The sequence below is a fragment of the Microbulbifer litoralis genome, assembly GCF_023634065.1.
Lineage (GTDB): Bacteria > Pseudomonadota > Gammaproteobacteria > Pseudomonadales > Cellvibrionaceae > Microbulbifer > Microbulbifer litoralis.
Genome location: NZ_JALKCV010000012.1, coordinates 13,064 through 34,618 on the forward strand (window position 1 = coordinate 13,064; position 21,555 = coordinate 34,618).

Annotated in this window: 17 protein-coding genes and 1 tRNA gene; 2 read left to right on the forward strand and 16 right to left on the reverse strand. The window is 61.6% G+C overall.

What is annotated here, in order from left to right; translation table 11 throughout:
* Positions 1–172 precede the first annotated feature (172 nt).
* Positions 173–361 (reverse strand): PA3496 family putative envelope integrity protein, encoded by a 189-nt coding sequence (locus MWN76_RS16160; protein WP_250463121.1) that lies wholly within the window; start codon positions 359–361, stop codon positions 173–175.
* A 547-nt stretch (positions 362–908) separates the two neighbouring features.
* Here MWN76_RS16160 and MWN76_RS16165 point away from each other — a divergent pair.
* Positions 909–984, forward strand: a tRNA-Arg gene (locus MWN76_RS16165).
* Positions 985–1,629: 645 nt separating this feature from the next.
* Here MWN76_RS16165 and MWN76_RS21020 read toward each other — a convergent pair.
* The 8 genes from MWN76_RS21020 to MWN76_RS16200 all read right to left on the reverse strand — a co-directional run bounded on the left by MWN76_RS21020 (position 1,630) and on the right by MWN76_RS16200 (position 9,565).
* On the reverse strand, positions 1,630–1,761 hold the full coding sequence (locus tag MWN76_RS21020; protein WP_284500612.1) for a hypothetical protein: 132 nt from the start codon (positions 1,759–1,761) through the stop codon (positions 1,630–1,632).
* 228 nt (positions 1,762–1,989) lie between these two features.
* Positions 1,990–3,015, reverse strand: coding sequence for an isoaspartyl peptidase/L-asparaginase family protein (locus MWN76_RS16170; protein ID WP_250463124.1), 1,026 nt, complete (start codon positions 3,013–3,015; stop codon positions 1,990–1,992).
* A gap of 33 nt (positions 3,016–3,048) precedes the next feature.
* A complete protein-coding gene (locus MWN76_RS16175; protein ID WP_250463129.1) occupies positions 3,049–3,186 on the reverse strand; it encodes a hypothetical protein in 138 nt (45 codons plus the stop codon).
* A gap of 23 nt (positions 3,187–3,209) precedes the next feature.
* On the reverse strand, positions 3,210–4,001 hold the full coding sequence (locus tag MWN76_RS16180; protein ID WP_250463132.1) for an enoyl-CoA hydratase/isomerase family protein: 792 nt from the start codon (positions 3,999–4,001) through the stop codon (positions 3,210–3,212).
* On the reverse strand, positions 3,988–5,163 hold the full coding sequence (locus MWN76_RS16185) for a CaiB/BaiF CoA transferase family protein (protein WP_250463135.1): 1,176 nt from the start codon (positions 5,161–5,163) through the stop codon (positions 3,988–3,990). Before MWN76_RS16185 ends, MWN76_RS16180 begins: the two co-directional genes overlap by 14 nt.
* A 128-nt stretch (positions 5,164–5,291) precedes the next feature.
* Complete coding sequence (locus tag MWN76_RS16190) at positions 5,292–6,062, reverse strand: SDR family NAD(P)-dependent oxidoreductase (RefSeq protein WP_250463137.1); 771 nt, start codon at positions 6,060–6,062, stop codon at positions 5,292–5,294.
* An 86-nt stretch (positions 6,063–6,148) separates the two neighbouring features.
* Positions 6,149–8,302: a 3-hydroxyacyl-CoA dehydrogenase NAD-binding domain-containing protein gene (locus MWN76_RS16195; protein ID WP_250463139.1), complete on the reverse strand. Its 2,154-nt coding sequence runs from the start codon at positions 8,300–8,302 to the stop codon at positions 6,149–6,151.
* A 54-nt stretch (positions 8,303–8,356) separates the two neighbouring features.
* On the reverse strand, positions 8,357–9,565 hold the full coding sequence (locus MWN76_RS16200; RefSeq protein WP_250463142.1) for an acetyl-CoA C-acetyltransferase: 1,209 nt from the start codon (positions 9,563–9,565) through the stop codon (positions 8,357–8,359).
* Positions 9,566–9,737: 172 nt separating this feature from the next.
* Here MWN76_RS16200 and MWN76_RS16205 point away from each other — a divergent pair, with 172 nt between their 5' ends.
* Complete coding sequence (locus MWN76_RS16205) at positions 9,738–10,742, forward strand: AraC family transcriptional regulator (RefSeq protein WP_250463145.1); 1,005 nt, start codon at positions 9,738–9,740, stop codon at positions 10,740–10,742.
* A 60-nt stretch (positions 10,743–10,802) separates the two neighbouring features.
* Here MWN76_RS16205 and roxA read toward each other — a convergent pair whose 3' ends face one another.
* The 7 genes from roxA to MWN76_RS16240 all read right to left on the reverse strand — a co-directional run bounded on the left by roxA (position 10,803) and on the right by MWN76_RS16240 (position 21,544).
* The gene (roxA, locus tag MWN76_RS16210) at positions 10,803–12,839 is read right to left on the reverse strand and encodes a rubber dioxygenase RoxA (protein WP_486635094.1); all 2,037 of its coding nucleotides are present in this window, start codon (positions 12,837–12,839) and stop codon (positions 10,803–10,805) included.
* Between the two features lie 278 nt (positions 12,840–13,117).
* Positions 13,118–13,576, reverse strand: coding sequence for a DUF4334 domain-containing protein (locus tag MWN76_RS16215; protein WP_250463152.1), 459 nt, complete (start codon positions 13,574–13,576; stop codon positions 13,118–13,120).
* 14 nt (positions 13,577–13,590) lie between these two features.
* Positions 13,591–14,682: an NAD(P)-dependent alcohol dehydrogenase gene (locus MWN76_RS16220; RefSeq protein WP_250463155.1), complete on the reverse strand. Its 1,092-nt coding sequence runs from the start codon at positions 14,680–14,682 to the stop codon at positions 13,591–13,593.
* A 7-nt stretch (positions 14,683–14,689) separates the two neighbouring features.
* Positions 14,690–16,375, reverse strand: a complete 1,686-nt coding sequence (locus MWN76_RS16225; protein ID WP_250463158.1) for an AMP-binding protein — start codon at positions 16,373–16,375, stop codon at positions 14,690–14,692.
* A 351-nt stretch (positions 16,376–16,726) separates the two neighbouring features.
* The gene (locus MWN76_RS16230) at positions 16,727–17,869 is read right to left on the reverse strand and encodes an acyl-CoA dehydrogenase family protein (RefSeq protein WP_250463161.1); all 1,143 of its coding nucleotides are present in this window, start codon (positions 17,867–17,869) and stop codon (positions 16,727–16,729) included.
* A gap of 48 nt (positions 17,870–17,917) precedes the next feature.
* Positions 17,918–19,105 carry a phosphotransferase gene (locus MWN76_RS16235; RefSeq protein ID WP_250463165.1) on the reverse strand — a complete coding sequence of 396 codons (1,188 nt, stop codon included), beginning with the start codon at positions 19,103–19,105 and terminating at the stop codon, positions 17,918–17,920.
* A gap of 114 nt (positions 19,106–19,219) precedes the next feature.
* Entirely contained in the window at positions 19,220–21,544 is a 2,325-nt protein-coding gene (locus MWN76_RS16240; protein WP_250463168.1) for a TonB-dependent receptor, read from the reverse strand.
* Positions 21,545–21,555 lie beyond the last annotated feature (11 nt).

Sequence of the window (21,555 nt, forward strand, 5' to 3'; positions counted from 1 at the left end):
GCGCCGGTCCAGTGTCGGACAATGCCTTGCTGCCCGTCGGCCATTGCCGGGCAACCCTACCGCTTATAAGACGAACCATAAAAGGTTTGCCTCAACGGGTAAAGGATGCCCGCACAGGACCCCTTGCAGTCTCCCACAACGCAGAAAGGCGCCGAGATCGGCGCCTTTCCAGCTACAGGTCGAAGTCGTAGTCCATCAGCTCGCGGCGCAGGCGCATCTCTTCCAGCTTGTCCTCGACCATGCGTCGGGCATCGCGGGGAGGCTGCGATGTCGCCTGCCGGAGCACCTCGGTGGCTACCTGGGGGATGTCATCGATTTCAAAGTCATTGATGTTGACGTTGCCGCTCATACGAAACTCCACAATCTCGATCTGCGAGCGCAGAAACACCCTGATGGGGGGTCGCCCACACTGAACTCGACACTGCTCTGGAGCCCGTTTTTTCCAAGGCAGGGCTTGGTCCCCGCCCCGTGGTCACTCCACATAAACGAACTGCAAAGCAGCCATTGAATTTAGTGTGAACTGGCCCTTGTTTTTGTTTTGCAATCGCAGATTAGCCAGCTCTACAGATCCCGGTCAAGCGGAAATTTGCCGCCGTATACAAGTTTTTTCAGCCCGTTACCCACGCCGTCACAGGCGGGGGAAAACTTGCCTCAAAACCCGGGACAGTGGCGTCAAAGTAGCGCCAATTCGTGACCAAATTGCGACAATTTATCGACAGTCCAATGAAGGGGAAAACGCGTGAAGGAGCGTAACGAAGGGACAGCCCTGTTACCCCCGGTGACACGGCGCTGCGTGCCGATAGCCGGGGGGAGATGTCACTCCAATCGGATTGGCCCATGACACCGGCTCCGACAGCCGTTAGAATAGCCGCCTCCGCACCGGGGCCCAGGGCGCCGGTGCCCGTTGTGTCCCCGTCGGTTAACAGGATAAACCACGGACCTCCTAAGTCCGGACTGCAGGTTCGAGTCCTGCCGGGGACGCCAATCCTCCCGGAATTCGTCCAGGCGAGACGACTTCCTGCACTCCACTGCCAACGGCTGTTCGCAGGACTATTCCGGCCCATCAGCAAGCTGATGGTCGCCGGTGCGGCCGCAAAGCTGCGCTTTGCAAGCGGCCGCCCCGGCCCTGCCGGGGACGCCAATCTTCCCAGAGTTCGTCCAGGCGAGAGACTTCTTGTACTCCGCTGCCAACGGCTGTTCGCAGGACTATTCCGGCCCATCAGCGAGCTGATGGGCGCCGAGTCGGCCCTGCCGGGGACGCCAATCTTCCCGGAATTCGTCCAGGCGAGACGGCTTCTTGTACTCCGCTGCCAACGGCTGTTCGCAGGACTATTCCGGCCCATCAGCGAGCTGATGGGCGCCGAGTCGGCCGCAAAGCTGCGCTTTGCAAGCGGCCGCCCCGGCCCTGCCGGGGACGCCAATCTTCCCAGAGTTCGTCCAGGCGAGACGACTTCTTGTACTCCGCTGCCAACTTTTGTTCGCAGGGCTATTCCGGCCCATCAGGCGTAGCCCGGGTGGAGGCGCGCAGCACCCTATCCCGGATTCCGCTGCGCTCCATCCGAGCTACGCCTGAGACTGCAATAGAGAGACATAAACGGCAACCGGAAACGTCATCGCCAACAAGAGCCGCTACATCATCGCGATGTACATCAGCAGTATTCCCATCAAACCGACCAGCAGCACCCCGCCCCAGAAATAGCGCACTTCGCGCTCGATCTGGCGCCGGTTCTTTCTGTTTTTCTTGCCTGTTCTTTTCACCATGGCTTTCCTGCCCCAAGAAAATTGACTGGAAAAACTAGTGTACTGTTTCGTACTTGCTGGCACTTTCAGCAAGGCGTAGCCCGGATGGAGGCGCGCAGCGCCGGAATCCGGGACTGTGGCGTCGGGCCGCCCCCTGTCCCGGATTCCGCTGCGCTCCATCCGGGCTACGCCTACCCATCCGGAATCTCGAAACTATATCACCTCGCCACAGGCCCCCCGCTTACACCCCTACTCTTCCTTGAAAATGGCGATTTTCGCCGGCTTGCTGCCACTGCGACTGGCCCGGTACATGCCCTTGGTATTGAATGGCATGGCGATATTGCCGTCGGTATCCACGGCGATAACACCACCGGTGCCACCGGTAGGCCAGAGCACATCGTGAATGACCTTGTCCGCCGCTTCGGTAACCGACTTGCCCTGATAGCGCACCCGGGCACAGATATCCGCCGCCACGTTGTAACGGATAAAGTATTCCCCGTGGCCGGTGGCGGAGACGGCACAAGAGTCATTGTCGGCGAAGGTACCGGCGCCGATTACCGGCGAGTCGCCGATACGGCCATAGCGCTTGGCCGTCATACCACCAGTGGAAGTGCCGGCGGCCAGGTTGCCGCTCCGGTCCAGGGCCACGGCCCCGACGGTACCCATTTTGTAAGGCGATGGCAGGGCCTCCACCGCCGCCTGATAGTCTTTGCCCCGGCGATTCTCGCGCTCCAGTTTTTCCTTTGCTCTCTGCAACTGCTCCAGGCGCTGCTCGGTATCAAACATCCGGTTCTCCACCAGTGGCACGCCCCGGGAGCGGGCAAAGGTTTCGGCGCCCTCCCCCGACAGCATCACAAAGGGAGAGTCCTCCATGACCATCCGCGCCAGCGCGATGGGGCTCTCGATCCGGCGCACTCCCGCCACGGCACCGGCCTGGCGTGTCTTGCCATCCATCACGGAGGCGTCCAGTTCGTGGTGACCATCGTAGGTATACACCGCGCCTTTGCCGGCATTGAACAGCGGCGAACTTTCCATGACCTGGATCGCAGCGATCACCGCATCCATACTGCGGCCACCTCCCTCCAGCACCCCGTAGCCCGCGTCCAGCGCCTGGCGCAGTTTGTCGCGATAGGCCTTTTCACGCGCCGGCGTCATGTTACTTTTCTCGATGGTGCCGGCACCGCCGTGGATGACGAGGGCAATCGGGTTTTCCGCTGCGCGCAGCAACGGGCTCGCCAGCAGGGCCAGGAGCATAAACAGGACAGTTGTTTTCATTGTCGGGACCTCTGATTCACCGTGGCGTCATTATTACCACCAGAGGCAGGCCGACAACAAGAGCGGGCTGGTCAGATCCGCATCGACATTTTTGCGCCGGTACAGGTTCCGGCGCAGGGGGTCCGCCACGAACGGCAGCGCCGCCGGGGCCAGCGGCATTGGTCCGGCCATGATTCCGCCCCGCACAGGCCGTATCAGCAACCCTCGAATTCCGGTTTGCGTTTCTCGAAAAAGGCCGCCGCCCCTTCCTTGAAATCCCGACTGCGATACATCAGATTCTGGATCTCCGCTTCCAGCGACATGGTGGCCTCGAGGCCGGAGCGCGCCGATTCACGCAATATCTGCTTGGAGTAACGCAGCGTCAGGGGCGCCGCCCGAATCAATTGCCCGGCGAGCTTTTCCGTCTCCGGCAGCAGGGAATCTGCCGGCACCACACGGTTGGCCAGCCCCAGATCCAGGCAGCGCAATGCCTCCAGTTTCTGGGACAGCGCGATCATCTCGAAGGTGCGCTTGCTGCCCAGCTGTTCCTGCAGCATCTGGTGACTGCCGCCATCCGGAATCAGCCCGATACTGCCGAATGCGGAGTAAAGGCAGGCGCAATCGGCCATCACCACCATGTCGCAGGCCAGCGCCAGGGAGGAGCCGATACCTGCGGCCGCGCCGTTGACAGCACTGATCCAGGGTTTCGGCGACTGCCGGATACCGAGGATCAGCGGGTGGTATTCGGCATTCAGTATCTGGGTCACAAAACCGTCCCGATCGGCCCCCGGCAATCGCTCCACCAGGTCGGCACCGGCACAGAAACCGCCGCCGGCACCGGTCAGGATCACCGCGCGCACATCGCGGTCCCCGTCCGCCTGCTCGATGGCCTGGCGCAACTCCAGCCGCAGCTTGCGGTTGAGCGAGTTGCGCACTTCGGGCCGATTCAGGGTAATGGTGGCAACTCGGTGTTCGGCGCGGTAAAGCAGGGATTCAAACGCTTGCATGGGGTTCCTCCACAGGTTCCGGTGCGGCGACACTGCCATCACTGCACAGGGATTCGATCTCCGTCCCGCTATAACCCAGCTCCACCAGCAGTGCGCGGCTGTCCGCACCGGGCCGGCGGCGGCCGTGCAATACCGCAGATGGCGTGCGGCTGAAACGCGGAGCTGGCGATGGTTGCAGGTAGCCATCCACCGGGATATAGCTGTTGCGCGCCACACTGTGCGGGTGCTGGGGTGACTCTTCGCAGCTGAGTACCGGCGAGCAGCAGGCATCGCTGTCTTCCAGAATGGCGCACCACTGGTCGCGACTTTTCTGCCGGAAACGGTCGGCGAGTTCGGATTTGAGAACCGCCCACTGGCTGCGATCACCCTGCACTGCGGCATTGAAAACGGTTTTGTCCAGCCCGGCCAGTTCCACAAAACGGGTGAAGAACTGCGGCTCTATGGCACCCAGTGCCATATATTTTCCGTCCGCTGTCTCGTAGGTGTCATAGAAAAAGGCCGCCCCGTCCAGCAGGTTGCTCTCCCGCTGCCGCGGATTCCACACCCCGGCAGCGCTGAAGCTGTGGCACATCCACATCAGGTTGGCGACGCCGTCCACCATCGCCGCATCCACCACCTGGCCGAGACCGGAGCCTTTCGCCTCCAGCAATGCCGCGAGAATCCCATTCACCAGGAACAGGCTGCCGCCGCCGAAATCTCCCACCAGGTTCAGCGGCACGACCGGCTTCTGCCCCTTGCGCCCGATCGCGTGCAGGGCGCCGCCCAATGCGATGTAGTTGATATCGTGGCCGGCATTCTGCGCCAGTGGCCCCTCCTGCCCCCAGCCGGTCATGCGTCCGTAGACCAGTTTCGGGTTGACCGCTTGGCACTCGTGCGGACCGATCCCGAGCTTCTCCATGACCCCCGGCCGGAATCCCTCGATCACCACATCGGACCTCTCCGCCAGCTTCAGGAAAACCTCGCGGCCGCTGTCGCTTTTCAGGTCCAGCACCACGGATTTCTTGCCGCGCCGGCTCATGTCCCGCGCGTACATGGGGTCCGGCGCAAGACTGCGATCGACGCAGATCACCTCCGCGCCCATATCCGCCAGCAGCATGCCGGCCATGGGACAGGGCCCCATTCCTACCAGCTCAATGACACGGTATCCGCTCAGCGTACCCATTTTTTTCTCCGCTACTGTTTTTTATTCTGGTGTTCGGGGATGTATTCACGGCGTGTCCCTGAGAGGCGTACCCCGCATCGGCTCGTTGCCCAGATTGTCTCGGAGCGACGAAACTTGATTGCTGCTTTTTACCGCGGCTGCATGCGAATACCCGCATCCATCCGGATACACTCGCCGTTGATATAATCATTCTCGACAATATGTGCCGACAGCGCCGCAATCTCACTGGTTTTTCCCAATCGCTGCGGGAACACCGTCGAGGCCTCGAGGGATTTGTAGTAGGCCTCATCCACCGTTTCAAACAGCGGGGTGTGAATCAGGCCCGGCACGATGGTGTTGACGCGAATACCGTAACTGGCCAGCTCCCGTGCCATCGGCAACGTCATCCCCACCACCGCGCCCTTGGTCGCACTGTAGGCCACCTGGCCCACTTGCCCCTCGTAGGCGGCGACCGAGGCGGTATTGATGATCACACCGCGCACGCCGTCTTCATTGAGCGGCTCATTGGCCGCCATACGCTCCGCCGCCAGCCGCGCGCAGTTGAACGTCCCAACCTGGTTGACCATCACCACGTTCATATAGGCATCCAGCGGGTGCGGCCCCTTTTTGCCGTAGGTCTTGCAGGCAGAACCGATACCGGCGTAGTTATTGAGGATATGTAGTGCGCCGAAGGTTTCGATAACCCTGGTAATGCCCGCCGTCACCGATTCCTCATCCGCCACATTGACCTTGCAGAAGATCGCTCCCCCGCCGAGGGAGTCCGCCAGGGCCTGCCCACCGCGCTCATCCAGATCGAAGATCGCCACATTGGCGCCTTCGGCGATATAGCGCTCCACCGTCGCCCGCCCCAGCCCCGAAGCGCCGCCGGTAACAATGGCCGTTTTTTCCCTGATATCCATGGTTTTCTCCACTCACGGGTTATTCAAGACGATCGATAAATGACGGGCAATTACTGATTGGCAGTTCCATCAGCGATCAGGGGCGATCAGTGAAAAGTCCCGCCCTGCTCCAGGGCCTCCCTCACGATCTGCGGTGCCCGGAAGCGCTCACCGTACTGTTCAGCCAATGCCTCGCAGCGGTCGATAAAGCACTGCAGGCCGTAGGTGTTGACGAACTGGATAAAGCCACCGGTCCAGCTGGGGGCGCCAATACCCAGCAGCGAGCCGACATTGCCGTCGGCGACGCTGCGCAGCACACCTTCCTGCAGGCACTTGAGACTCTCGATCACCTGGCGGAACAGCAGCCGGTCCCCGATATCGCCTTCCGGCATCTCCATATCGTCGCGGAAGTAGAGCTCGTAGAGTGTCGGCCAGACCTGCTTGCTACCGTCTTCGAGGTACTCGTAATAACCGCCGCCGTGATAGCGACCACCGCGGCCAAATTCGCCGATCAGCCGCTCGCACACGGCGATATTGCAACTGTTGTCGCCCTTGCTGCCGAGCACACCCATTTCGCGGTGTGTCTCGGCGGCCTTGCGGGTCAGTTCCTGGCTGACTTCATCCTGGATCGCCAGCGGCCCAACCGGCATGCCGATCTTTTTGCCCATGGCATCGATCAATACCGGATCCAGCCCCTCCACCAACAGGCGCGCACCTTCGTCGAGGAAGGTGCTGAACACTCGCGAGGTAAAGAAGCCCAGGGAATCGTTGACGACAATCGGCGTCTTGCGGATCTGTTGGGCGTAGTCGAACGCCCTGGCGAGAGTCTCGTCGCTGGTCTGCCGGCCACAGATGATCTCGATCAGCGGCATCTTGTCCACTGGTGAGAAAAAGTGGATGCCGATAAAGTTTTCCGGCTTCGCACTGACTTCGGCCAGTTGGCCGATCGGCAGCGTGGAAGTGTTGGAGCCGAAAATCCCCCCCTCGGCGAGAAAAGGTTCCGCTTGCCGGGTGACTCTAGCCTTGAGCTCGATATTCTCGAATACCGCCTCCACAATCAGGTCGCAGCCCCGCAGCTCGTCGTCATCGGCAGTGGGCAGAATCCGGTCCAGCAACTGCTGTTTGTCATCGGCAGTTTTGCGGCCGCGCTCTATCTGCCTGTCCAGTAATGCAGCGCTGTAGGCCTTGCCTTTCTCCGCCGCCTCCAGCGAGATATCTTTCAGCACCACCTGGATACCGGCGCGCGCAGAAGCGTAGGCGATGCCCTGCCCCATCATGCCGGCACCGAGAATACCGACCTTTTTGACAGTGGATCTTTCCACGCCTCTGGGTCGGCTGGCGCCGCTCTTGACGCTGTTCATCTGGAAAAAGCCGGTGGTAATCAGGTTGATGGCCTGGGGTGTGGTGATCAGGTAGGCCAGCGCGCGGGATTCGTAACGCAATGCCGTGTCGATATCCACGGTCACGGCCTGGGCCGCCACATCGAGGATTTTCTCAGGCGCCGGCAACAGGCCGCGGGTCTTCTTGTACAGCATCGCCGGCGCTGCGGACAGGGTCTGGGTCACCTTCGGGTTCCAGATATCGCCGCCCGGAATCCGGTGGCCCTTTTTATCCCAGGACTGCTGCCAGGCGTCCGGGTTTGACACGATCCATTGCTTCGCCGCTTCCACCAGATTAGTGGTGATCTCCTCCATCTGGTCCACCAGGCCGGCTTCCCGCGCTTCATTGACCGGCATATGGCGCCCTTCCATCAGGATCGGCAGGGCCTTTTCAAGCCCCAACATATGAATGCTGCGCACCACACCGCCACCACCGGGGAGCAGGCCCAGGGTGACTTCCGGCAGGCCGATACTGACCTTGGGGGAGTTCCAGGCGATGCGGTGATTGCAGGCGAGACAGATCTCCAGGCCACCGCCGAGCGCAGCGCCGTTGATCGCAGCCACCACCGGCACCGGCAGTTTTTCCAGCCGCCGCAGCGGCGCCTTGACACCGCCTTCGATCATTTCAAACTGGCCGGCCTCTTCTCCCGGCGCCACGCTGGACAGTGCGCGCAGGTCGCCGCCGGCAAAAAATGTACTCTTGGCGGACGTGATCACCACCCCTTTCAGGTCCTTTTCGTTTTCCAGACGTGTGACGGTTTCCGCCATTGCCACGCGGTACTGCCCGTTCATGGCATTGACCGGACCGTCCATATCCATGGTTACCGTGACCAGTCCATCACTGTCTTTGTCGTAGATAAAACCGTTGATTCTCTCGGCCATCGCTTTCACCTGATTCGTATTTTTCTGTCTTTTTCCGGGCGCGCAGCACCGGATTTATACACGCTCGATAATCGTCGCAATTCCCTGGCCGCCCCCGACACACAGTGCCACCAGCGCGCGCTTCTGGTTGCGCCGTTCCAGCTCGTCCAGCACCGTGCCCACCAGCATGGCCCCAGTGGCTCCCAGCGGGTGACCCATGGCGATGGCACCGCCGTTGACATTGGTGATTTCGTGGGAGATATCCAGGTCTTTCATAAAGCGCAGCGCCACCGAGGCGAAGGCTTCGTTGATTTCGAACAGGTCGATATCCGCAGTGGCCATTCCAGCTTTCTGTAGCGCTTTTTTTGCCGCCGGGCCGGGGCCGGTAAGCATGATGGTGGGGTCGGTGGCCAGTACCGCGGTGGTGACGATGCGACCGCGCGGCGCCAGGTCCAGGTCCCGGCCCGCCTGTTCGCTGCCAATGAGAACCGCCGAGGCGCCGTCGACGATGCCAGAGGAATTGCCCGGTGTATGCACATGATCGATCGCCGGCAGGTTCGGGTATTTGCGCAGCATCAGGTCGTCGAAACCGATTGCGCCCATTTTGGCGAAGGATGGGCGCAGCTGCCCCAGCACATCCATCGAGGTATCCGGCTTGATAAACTCGTCGCTCTCCAGGATCGGCATCCCGTTCAGGTCCCGCACCGGCACCACCGAGCGATCGAAGTAACCGGATGCGCGTGCGGCAGCGGCGCGCAGCTGGGAGGCCTGTGCATAGGCGTCCACATCTTCGCGACTCCAGCCCTCGATGGTGGCGATGGTATCGGCACCGATTCCCTGGGGTACCGCACCATCGTGTACATTCACTTCCGGGTCGTTGATCCAGGCACCACCGGCCGCCCCCATAGGCACACGCGACATGGATTCAACGCCGCCGGCCACCACCAGTTCCTCCCAACCGGAGGCAATTTTCATCGCGGCGATATTGACCGCCTCCAGGCCGGAGGCGCAGAAGCGATCCAGCTGCACACCGGCGACGCTCTCGTGCCAGTCGGCGAACTGCACAATGGTCTTGGCGATATCGCCGCCCTGCTCACCCACCGGCGATACGCAGCCCATCACCACGTCGTCGACACAGGCTGTGTCCAGGTCGTGGCGCCGCTGCAGTTCGCGCAGCAGGCCCGCCCCGAGGGCCACCGGCTTCACTTCGTGCAGGGAGCCATCGCGCTTGCCCTTGCCGCGCGGGGTGCGGATGGCATCGTAGATATAGGCGCTCTGTGTCATCGCTCTATCCTTGTCCATTATTGTTCGCAATACGGCCGCAACACCGTGAATATGTACCTTTTAGTCATTATGAAAGGGGAAAACCGGGTCCAACAAGCACATCCGAGGCAAGAAATTGACATTTTATCCCGCAGGAAAAAGAATGACGGAAAGTCCACCAGGGCCCCGCAAAATGCAGGACATCTCTATCCCCGTCTCTTTTCTGCACTCGGTACTGCGCTACGCGCCGGCGCGCGGTATCTCCACCGAGCGCCTGCTGCGACGTTGCGGTATCGCCCCCAGAATGCTGCAGGACAGCGGCGCCCGCGTCGGCGCACGCCGCTATGCCGACCTGCAGACCCTGGCGATGCGCGAGATGGGCGACGAGATGCTCGGCTATACACCGCTGCCAATGAAGCTGGGCACCGGCGCCGCCATGGCCCACTGGATGCTGCACAGCCGCACGTTGGGCCAGGCCCTGAAACGCTACTGCCATTTTTACAGCATGATCGAGCGCGGCCTGCGACCGCAGTTGTTACTGGAAGGCACCCACGTACGGCTGCGCTTTGCCACCTGGTTCGGCCAACCACATCCCGAGCCCTATGCCTACGAGATGATCATGTTCGGCCTGCACCGTTTCGGCTGCTGGCTGACACGGCAGAAACTGCCGATCGATACCGTCGGGCTCGATTACCCGGCACCGGAGCACCGGAGCGAGTACCGCGCGATCTTCCCGGGGGCGCCGATACAGTTTTCCAGACCCCACTGCGAGCTGGTCTTCAAACGCGAACAGTTGCAGACGCCTGTGCGACAGGACCAGGCCGACCTGGAGGAATTTCTCAAGCAACCGCAACGCAACCTGCTGCAGGGGTACCACGACCTGCAAAGCTGGATCGGCAAAACCCGCTCGGTATTGCGACAGAGCCTGAGCGATATGCCCACACTGGTGGAGGTATCGGCGGAACTGGGACTGCAATCCAAACAGCTGCGTCGCCTGCTGGGCGACGAGGGTATCGGCTACGGGGAACTGAAAGAGCAACTGCGCCGGGATGTGGCCATGCAACACCTGGCCGACGCGAGCATATCCATCGAAGACGTGGCCTACCTGACCGGCTTCGCCGAGGCCAGCACCTTTATCCGCGCCTTTCGCAAGTGGACCGGCCATACCCCTTTTGCCTATCGCAAGAAGTTTTACTGATCGACTTCCGCAACATCGAAAAAAGGCCGCCCGGTGGGGCGGCCAAGGTCCACAATAACGCTACAGAGTCTTCAGGTATTCCAGGATCGCGTAGCGCTCCGCGTCGGTCAGCGACCGGGTAAACTCGTGCCCCTGGTTACCCATACCGTACAGGTGACTGTTGAAAATCATGCGCGACCTGATCTGCTTGTCGGTGATCGGCGGCGGTGACTGGTAGGCCAGCGAATTGAACTCCGCCACCTTGTTGGCGACATTGGCAAACAGGATATCGACGGTCGCCATATCGTTGGTACACGGCAGGAAGGGCGAAGTCAGGATAAAGTTGCTGCACTCCAGCTCATCGTGCTTCCAGCCCAGCCTGGTCCAGTCGTAGGCATCAAAGCTCATATCCAGTCCGCGGTTCTTGCCGAAGATCCCCGGACCCGTCTGCCGGCGTTTCCAGATTGCCGGCCGCTCGGACGGTTTCAGTACGCCCCACAGGTCAGGCACACTGCCGTTGTGGAAGAAGGGGGCATTACCCCAGACACCGTACAACGGCGTGGCGATATAGCCGAATGGATCGATCCACTCGTTGGGTCCCTTGGGCGAAAAGACCGGGCCCTCGCCGCGGTCGTACTGGGAGCGCGGTATGCGGTTCAGCTCGCTCACCACCAGGCTGTCGGCAAAACCTGTGTGGTCCGGGCTCAGGTCGTTGTAGGCGAGAAAGGATGTGTTCCAGGCACGGCGCTTGCGTTCGTCCTCCATCAGGCCCACACGGGCCGGATCGGTATCGATGGTCTCGATCGGCGTAATTACCCCGGCCACTCCTTTCAGGCGCGGGTCCGGCAGGTAATCGGAATCCTCTGCATAGCGCGGCGAGTAGACACCGTGGCAGCTTGCGCAGGAGCCATTACCCGGCGTCTTGGGAATATCCGCGTTGGCACCGTTGGCCCACAGGTCCCGCTCGTGAAACAACACAGCCCCCTGCTTCGCCAGTTGATCGTCGATCTCACCCGGGTAGAGCGGTGGCGACATGGCAATCAGGAAGTTGTCGATGTCCTCGAACTCCGAAGTCAGGGCACGGCGCTCTGCGGCATTGCGGGTCAGGTTGGCGACACCGAAAGCCATTTCCGAGCGCACGTTGTCCGAGGTCAGCGCGCCGTCCCAGAACTGGCGGGTCTTGAACGCGCGGTGGTACCAGTGCGGCGCCTTGGTCTGGCCACCGGCGTGGGACGGGAAGTACTCCAGCAGGCTCGGAGCCAGCATCATGGTGTCCATGTCGAACAGCGCCGGCAGGTAATCGATAATGCCGATAGCATCGGTATTGCCGCGATTCACACTCCAGGGAATCGGTGCCAGCTGCAGTGGCAGTGTCACGACATTGGCCCGGAAGAAATCCGACTGGATAAGGCCCGCATCGATAGAGCCGTTGGCGCGACCCCAGTGGAAATAGGATTCCTCACCGACACCCAGTTTCGAGTCGTGGCAGCCCGAGCAGGTGGAGGCGATCATGCCGGTGTATTCGCCGTCTTCGTTCTTGACCTGCACCAGGCCCAGGGGCAACTGCCCGCTACCACCATTGGTCCACTTGGGGTTTTCCCAGGGATACGGGTAGGGATTGCGAAACGGCGCCTCGGTCAGGCCGTAGCGCTTCATCACCTGCTCGTCGAAATCCGACGGGCGCAGCAGGTAGCCCCAGGTTTTATAGAGCTTGTAATAGGCCAAGGAGGTGCTGAAAAACTGGAAATAGTCCCGCCTCTCGAGATTGTGCTTGCCGCGCGCGGCACTCGCGCGGAATTCTCCGCAGGTAGTCGGGTTCGGGGGCAACTTTTCCGGATCGGTGATAAAGGGCTCGGGTGGATCGTGCAGGTCGACCCAGAAAGCATTGAACTGGATTGCCGTTCCCGGCTCGTTCACCCCCGGCACCACCAGTGTGCGTGGATCCAGGGGAAGGGGCGTATCGTCGGGCTTGCCCTCACAGCCGGCGGCCAGAGGCGAGCGGATCTCGCGCTGGTCCAGCAGCGGCGGTTCCGCAGCCGTTGCCCGGATGGCGAAAGAACCCAGCAGGGAAAACAATAAAGCCGCTACGCCCGTGGTTGCTAAAGGACCACGAATCATCGGACACCTCCAAAAATATTATGGTTTTATCTTTTGGGATGCATTCAGGAAGGTCTGAAACGGGAACAGCCAGTATCCTCTTCAGGGGTTCCCCGGCATCTCATCATCGCGATGACAATATAGGAGCAGTTACCACCTCCCGGGTATCGTCCGAAAAGATGAATTTTGGCTGTCGGGCGGGAGATTAAACGCAAAGGTCAGCGGAACCCGCGGGCACCGCGGCAAAAATGCCCGGATTCCGGCGCTGCACATTTGCATCCGGACTACCGTGGTCCGCCCTATGAGAGTCTTTCCAGGTAGAAGAATAGCGGTCGGCCATTGCCCTTCTGCGCCATCACGCCGACCACCCGATCGTCGTCCACGCGACGGAAATGATCAAATACCGGGCTTTTGTCGTAGATCATGGCCGCCGAAGACAGGCCGCGGAAAACCACTTCGCGCAGACTGGCGCCACCCAGTGCGTCGTTGACAAATCGCGCGCCTTGTCCGTCCCGGCTGATGATCGGGTAGACCTCATCGGCGCTGGCAAAACGTTTGCCGTCCCACTGCATCGCGTGCAGTTGCTCCTCGACCGGATGTCCGCGGCTCAGGATGCCGCCGCGCCACTCGCCGATCATCGCCTCGACCGACACTGCCGGCAGGCGATCGAAAAAGTCAAACAGGTCCGCGGGCGCGGCCCCGCCCGATTTCAGCTGTTCGAAAAGTTCCCGGCTGTCCGCCGTTTCCATTACTTGCATAGTAGTATTTCCCTTCAATCCATCAACAGCACCGGTTTTACGGTTTCCCCGGAGCGCAGATCCGCCATCGCCCTGTTGATTTCTGCAAACGGATAGGTTTTGACAATCTTGTGCAGCGGCATCCAGCCAGCGCGGAAATAGTCGATCATCTGTGGAACAAACGCGGCCGGATCCGAATCCCCCTCGACACTGCCGCGGATGCTGCGCCCGGTGAAAACCAGTTCCCGCGGATCGATACCGAACTCGCGGCCGCCGGGGCTGACGCCGAGACACAGCAATTGCCCGCAGCGTCTCAGGCGTGCAAAGGCGGACTCGATTACCGCCGTCGATCCGGTGGAATCCAGTGCACAATCGACCGGGGCCATCGCACGCAATTGATTTTCTATCGCTTGGGTGTCACCACTGACGACCTCGGTGGCGCCGATTTCACGCGCAATGGCGATACGGTCTTCCCGCAGGTCGACGGCGACAATGCGTTCATAGCCGGCAATAACCGCGGCCATGACCGCCGCCAGGCCCACGGTTCCGCAACCGAAGACGGCGATACTGCGCCCCTCACCGGCGCCGAGCAGCTTGATCACCGCAGACATGCCCGTCTGCACACCGCAGGCCAGCGGCGCCATCAGTTCCGCCGGCAGGTCTTCGGGCAGCCGGATCATATTGCGCAGGCCGGCGACGGTATGGGTGGCGAACGAGGACTGACCGAAGTACTGGCTGGTGATGGCAGTCCCGCCCAGGGACATGGGCCCCGTCCCCGCCGGGCGCCGGCCGAGAAAATTCAATGGCAGGGCCGCATCACAGTAGGCCGGCGCACCACCGTCGCAGCGCGGGCAGTGGCCACAGGCGGCAAAGCTCATCAACACCCGGTCGCCGACGGTAAAGCCTTCACCTTCCGCCCCCAACGCCTCGATACGGCCGACGCCCTCGTGGCCCAGCACCGCCGGCAGTGGCGTTCCCAGTTGGCCGCCCAAAGACAGCAGATCGGTGTGGCAGATTCCGCAGGCCTCCAGCCTGACGAGAGCCTCGTCCGGACCCGGCCGGTCAAGGTCGCAGGTCTCGATATCGACAATGGAACCCGCCCTGGCGATGGCCGCCTGTATTTTCATCGCGACACTAACCTTCCCAGATGATCTTCCGCTCGCTCTCGCGCCAGCCCTCGGCAAACTGCAGGTAGCGCTCCTCGATCACATTGCGTTTCAGCTTCATGGTCGGCGTCAGCATGCCGCTCTCGATCGTCCAGGGTTCCCTGACGATCACCACGTAATTGAGCTGCTCGTGATCCTCCAGTTGCCGGTTGATCCGATCCAGGTGCGCCCCGAACGCCTGTTCAAACTGATTTTTATCCTCTTCGCTGTCCGGGTCCAGCGCGCCGGGCGACAACACTGCCAGTGCGAACGGCTGCGGCTGCCCCGGCCCGGTAGCGCAGATCACCTCGATTCCCGGGTGGGCACCGAGCATATTCTCGATCGGCACCGGTGCCACATATTTTCCCTTGGCGGTCTTGAAAAGATCCTTGGTGCGCCCGGTGATCCTGAGGCGGCCGATTTCATCCAGTTCCCCGCGGTCCCCGGTGCGGAAGAAACCGTCTTCGGTGAGATTTGCCCGGGTCTCTTCCGGCATCCTGTAATAGCCGAGCATCTGTCCCGGGCTCTTGACCAGCACCTCGCCGGAGTCGTCGATACGGCACTCCACCCCGGGCAGTGGCGTGCCCACATAGCCGGGCCGCACCTCGCCGATACGCGCCGCGTGGGAGGCCGCGGCATTTTCGGTCATACCGAACACCTCGAGCAAGTCCAGGCCCAGCCTGCGGTACCAGCCGATAATCTCCGCCGACAGCGGCGCCGCCCCGGTGAGCCCGACCCTGACACTGTCAAGCCCCAGCTCGCGGAGGATTTTCCGCTTCGCTGTTGCGCCGATAAAAGGCAGCGCAAACAGGAACCGCTGGCGGGCCGGTGGAACTTTGGCGTTGACCGCCTGGTAGAACTTGGTCCAGAGGCGCGGCACCGAAAAGAATCGTGTCGGTCGCGCCCGCTTCAGGTCCGCGGGGAAAGTCTCCAGCGATTCGTTGAAAAAAACCTGGAAGCCGAACACCAGCGACGGAATTTCCACCGCGACCCGCTCAGCCACATGGGCCAGCGGAAGGTAGGAGAGCATGCGATCGTCGCTGTCCGGTTTCCACAACCCTACGGAACAGCCCGCCGGTGCGGTGAGCGAACGAAAACTGTGCATCACGCCCTTGGGTTTACCCGTGGTGCCCGACGTATAGATGATTGTTGCCAGTTCATCCATGGTGCGCTCGGGGATCTCCCGCAGTGGCTGCTGCTCGTGCAGAATTGCGTCCCAGGGTTTTGCCGTTACCGGCGGCGCCATCGGCAGGACCACCAGCGGCAGCCCTTCCGGAATGACCGGCTCCACTTCGCTCCAGCTGTCGCTCTGGCCGTCCAGGCGGCCGACGAACAACAGTCTGGCTTCACAGTGTTTGAGAATATATTCGGTGGCATCCGCCCCCAGGGTCGGGTACAGGGGCACAGTGACATGGCCGGCCATCCAGATGGCGAGATCGGCAATAACCCAGTGGGCACTGTTCTTGCCGGTGAGCGCGATATTGCTGCGCGGCGGCAGATCCAGGGACACCAGGTAGTTGGCGACGCGACGGGCCTGGTCGGCCGCGTCCTTCCAGGTCAGTTGCAGCAGCTTCCCGTCGGCCAGCGGCTGGGTCATATAGACCTGGTCCGGCTTTTCGCGCTCCCAGCGCATCAGATAGTCGAGGGGCGATGCGAACTTCACGACCTGGCTCATAAGCGCTCCGTGTTTTCTCTTATCATTATCCAGTAATTCGCGACTGTTTCTCCGTAAACGCCCGGAGAAAACTGATATCCAATGCGAAGGGCCTGGTGGACCGCTCGCAAAGTTAGGTAACAGTTCGCTTCGCCAAATCGTCCAGCTCTGCGTTGAGAAGGCTTGAAATAACGCTGCTATTCCAGCGCTTTCTCGCCTTGACCTGAACGATTTGGCTGTGCTCCTTTGTTACCGAGCTTTACCAGCGGCCCACTAGTGGGCCATATTTTTATATTCGACTGAATAGCAAGCTAATCCCGCCGCGCCGCGGTGTCAATTACATTGCGACCGATACCCGGCGCCACCGGGCGGTCACAGTGACCGTGCGATCAACTCCTTCATGATTTCATTGGTACCGCCGTAGATGCGGCCGGCCCGGGAGTCGATATAGGCCTTGGCGATCGGGTATTCCAGCATGTAACCATAACCACCGTGGAGCTGCAGCCCCTCGTCCACCACCCGGCACAGCAACTCCGAGGTCCAGAGCTTCGCCGCCGCGGCGGCCTCGGGGGCGAGACGGTTTTCCAGAACCTCCTCGATACAGCGGTCCACGAATACCTGGCCGATCTCGATTTCCGTTTTCATTTCAGCCAGTTTGAAACGGGAGTTCTGGTAGCTGGAAACCGCCTGGCCGAAGACTTTTCGATCGCGGGTGTACTCGAGGGTGTTTTCCAGCGCCGCGCGGGCGGCGGATACCGACAGGATGGCGATAATCAACCGCTCCCAGGAAAGTTCCCGCATCAACTGAATAAATCCCTGTCCCTCCACTTCGCCGAGCAGATTGCTCTGCGGCACCCGCACATTATCGAAATAGAGTTCACAGGTATCCTGGGCCTTCATGCCGATTTTCTGCAGCGGGTTGGCCTTGCTGAACCCGTCGCGGTTCGCCTCCACCAGAATCAGCGAGGAATCCTTCGCGCCCTCGCCGCTGTCACCGGTCTTGGCTACGACCACCACGATATCCGCCAGGTACCCATTGGTGATAAATATTTTCGATCCGTTAATGATGTAGTCGTCGCCGTCTTTTTCCGCTCGGGTAGTGATGGACTGCAGGTCCGAGCCGGTGCCCGGCTCGCTCATGGCCACCGCCCCCACCGCCTCGCCGGATGCCATTTTCGGCAGCCAGTCGCGCTTCTGCGCCCCGGTGCCGAAGTTGCAGATGTAGTTGGCGACAATATCCGAGTGCACGCTGAAGCCGGGGCCGGTGGCGCCGGCATAACTCTGCTCCTCCATCAGCACCGTGCTGTACACACGATCGGCGCCGATACCTCCGTACTCCTCGGGAATGGTCAGGCAGAGAAGACCGAGCTCGCCGGCGCGATTCCAGAGTTCGCGGTCGACATGCTGCTGGCTCTCCCAGCGCTCGTGATGGGGCATCACTTCCTGCTCGATAAAGCGTTTTACCATACGGCGGAACTCTTCGTGTTCCGGTTTGAAAAGCGTTCTCGGAATCATGTTTACTCCAGATATACCCATCAGAAAAATAAATTTCTATACCCTGAATCAGGCGATCACATTGCTGCGCTCGCCCAGCAATTTCTCGGACTCCCAATCCACAAGCGCCAGGCAGTTGCGGCGAATGCGTTTTATCAGTTCGCCGTTGCCGGTCAGGCGATAGCCCAGGAAAGCGGCCGCACAGACATTGAAAATCAGCGGCCCGAACAGGTTGAATTGGTAATCACGGAACGCCTCCCTCAGCGGATACTGGATACCACTCTGCTCAAAGATACGGCAGTAGCGCTGGATCAGTGCGGACTCGCTGTTGTTGCGCGCGGTATAGGACAGATCGTTGGCCAACAGGCTCGCGACGTCGTACATCGGGTTGCGCAACCCGGCCAGCTTCCAACCGACCAGGCTGGCATTGCAACCCGCATTTTCCCGGCGCAGGAAAAGTCCATTTTCCAGCCGCGCATCGCCGTGGGTCAGGGTCAACAGGTGGCGCTCGAAACGGTGCCAGGTGGCGACCCTGGCCGAAAAGCGCTCCAGCAAACGGAAATGCCCGCGGGATAGCCGGCCGGCAAAAACACCCCGGAGAGTCTCCACCCCCTGCGCATAGCGGTGCGCGACAAAGCGCGCGCTGTCCCGCTGGCGCAGTTGCCAGCCGGGGGCCGAGGCGGGCGAAGTGCGCACGAAGCAACCGTGCAGCTGTGCCAGCTCCTGCAGGAATGCCTCGTGTTCCGGCCGGTGCACATCGACACTTGCCGCCGGCTCAACGGGCGCGGCACCGGTATCGGCGAGCAACATATTGAAACTGCCGCCGCTGGCGACGGCAAACAGCAGGTCCGGCACGCGGCAGGCATAGTGCCGGTTGAGTTCACAGTAAGCGGCGGCCTCGCGCCTGAACGACTGGCGGACAAACTCCCGCCATTTCGGCGCGGGCAGGGGGCGGGAAAATTTTGCCAGGACGCTGGCCGGCCCATGGCGACGCCCGCGATATTCAAGCTGCAGGCGCACGGTAATCTCGAAATCACTGGTGCTGACCGGCCGTTGCGAGAAATCCGCCAGCGCCGACACCCCCGGGCTCGCCCGCTGCAGAACACGGTTCAGCCACGACAGGCTGATGGCCCGCGGTGACGCCAGTGCCGTCACATCGCCGGCGAACGCCGCTGTCTCTGCGCTCGGCGCCGGGAAAATGATCCCGGCGCGCCGCTGCCGATCGCCCCGCGGAGTAATCACTGCTGTCTGATTCATGAAAATTACCTGCTACTTGACCCGCCCCGACAACATCTCCCGCGGGTTACTGCTGCCAGACTGCCGGATTGCCTCGGGGGCTTTCCGGCCGTCCGTTGACTGCACTTCCGTCGATCAAAATGCGCCCCGCAATGTCAGGCCGTAGGTTCTGGGCACGGAGACATAGCCGTTCGAATCCGGCCCCTGCAGCGGCGAATTGAAATGCTGGGTCACATAGCGCGCGTCGCTACAGTTCTGGCACCAGGCCGCCAGCGACCAACCGCCACCGGCCGGGCGTACCCCCAGGGTCGCGGCCAGCTGGCTTTCGGCATCGCGCATATAATCGTTGGAGGTATTGGTGTAGAGCTCGGTGGAATAATTGAGCCCCAGGCGCCCGAACAGGTCCAGCGAATCGGTCAGCGGCTGGTCGAGGCTCAGCGCCAGGTTGCCGGCCCACTCCGGCGCGTGGGCGAAATCGCGATCCGCCAGGGCGCCCAGCAGCGGGGCGTCACCGAATTTCGCCTCGGCGATATGGGTCAGGTCGAACGACAGCGTAAAGGCGTCGCTGAGCAGGAATTCGTTTTCCAGTTCCACGCCGTAGGCGGTGGCCTCCGGGGCATTGTCGATCGTGAAGGCGGTGCCAATAAACTGCGCTATCTGCAGGTCTGTCATTTCGTTGTAGAAGAGCGCCAGGTTGCTGCGCGCGCGGCCGCCCAGGTATTCGCTCTTCAGGCCCAGTTCATAGCCGTCGACGAATTCGGATTTGTAGGTCGGATCCTGCGGCACTGCGCCCGGCACTTCCCCCGGATTGTTGTCCAGGGTACCGGCCGCCGTGTTGTCGATATTCACACCGCCGGCCTTGTAGCCGCGGCTGTAGGAAGCGTAGGCCATGGCATCGGCGGACAGGTGGTAGCGTGCCGCCAGGGTGCCGCTGATGGCGCTGTCCCCGAAGTCGTCGCTGTAGACCGGCCCCGGCTGCACGCGCAACAGGCGGAAGACAGCGGTGGGGGATTCGGTGAAATAGTTGCGCACCATCACACCGCTCTTGTCATCCTCGGAGTAGCGCACCCCCAGGGTCAGGCCGAAGTCATCGGTGACATCCAGGTTCCAGTGGGTAAAGGCCGCATAGCTGGTGCTCTCCGCGGGCATGTCGATATCGCTCCAGATACCCGGACTCGCGTCGGCGACACCCGCCGGAATCCCCGCCGCGCCCAGGTAGACATCGAAATAGGCCTGCGCCTGGTCGCCCCAGCCGAGTTCGTGGTGCGCCTCGATATCCTCCTTCGCCATATAGACGCCGGCCACATAGTCGGCGCCGGCGAAGGGCCCGACGCTGCCCAGGTCCCCTTCCAGGGTGAATTCCTGCGAGAGCATCTCGGTGGACAGGGATTCGTTGATGATCAGGATATTGGCTCCGGTAAAATCCCCGTCCATATTCCACTGGGAAATACGCCAGTCGCGGTAGCCGGTAACGGATTTGAGCGTATTGCCGGACGCCAGGTCCCAGCGCATCCTGAGAACCACGCCGCCGTCCTCGATCCCCTGGTCGGTGGCGCCGCTCAGTACTTGCTCGTAGTCGTCAAAATCGGCGGACGGCGCCTCCAGCCCGCGGGCCGGAATCAATACCGTGTCGATAAACGGCTGCATGGGGCCATCGATCACATCGACCTGCCCGTAACAGCAGTTGTTTTCCTCATCGGACCAGTCGGCGATCAGGTGGGCGGAAAAGGTGTCCGAGGGCTGGTACAGGAACTGGGCCTTGAGGGCGCGCGGTTTGCGCTCGTTGTAGTCGCCGCCGTTGGGATCTTCGATATAGCCGTCCTGCTCCCCCCAGAGGCCGGCGATGCGCACCGCCAGGTTGTCGGATACCGGCAGATTCGCCGCACCGCGCACCATCTGCTTGCCGTAGCTGCCGAAGCCCACTTCGTAATCCAGCGCAACGGCATCCGGGTCCGGCGCCACGCTGTTCAGGATCAGCGCGCCGGCGGAGGTGTTCTTGCCGAACAGCGTGCCCTGGGGACCGCGCAGGATTTCCAGGCCGCCGATATCCAGCCAGTTCTGCATTGCCTGGCCGGCGCGGGTACGGTAGACGCCGTCGATGAATACCCCCACGGCGCCCTCGAAGGCGCGGCTGTTGCCGACCGTACCGATGCCGCGAATCATGATATTGGCACTGTTGGCAGCGCTGTTGGTGACATCAAACTTGATACTGGAGGAAATCTGCTCGATGCCGGCGATGCTGTCCACCTGCGCCATCTGCAGGTCCTCGGCGGTAGCGGCGGTCACGGCCACCGGCACTTCCTGCATACTCTCGGCACGGCGCTGGGCGGTGACCACGACTTCCTCGAGCTGGCGACCGCCCCCGTCCTGCTGCGCCATTGCCGGAAGAGTTGCCGCCACCGCTGTTGCGATGGCACTGAACCTGAACAGGGTACCGCCGGATTGATTATTCATCGCCATGAGAGATCTCC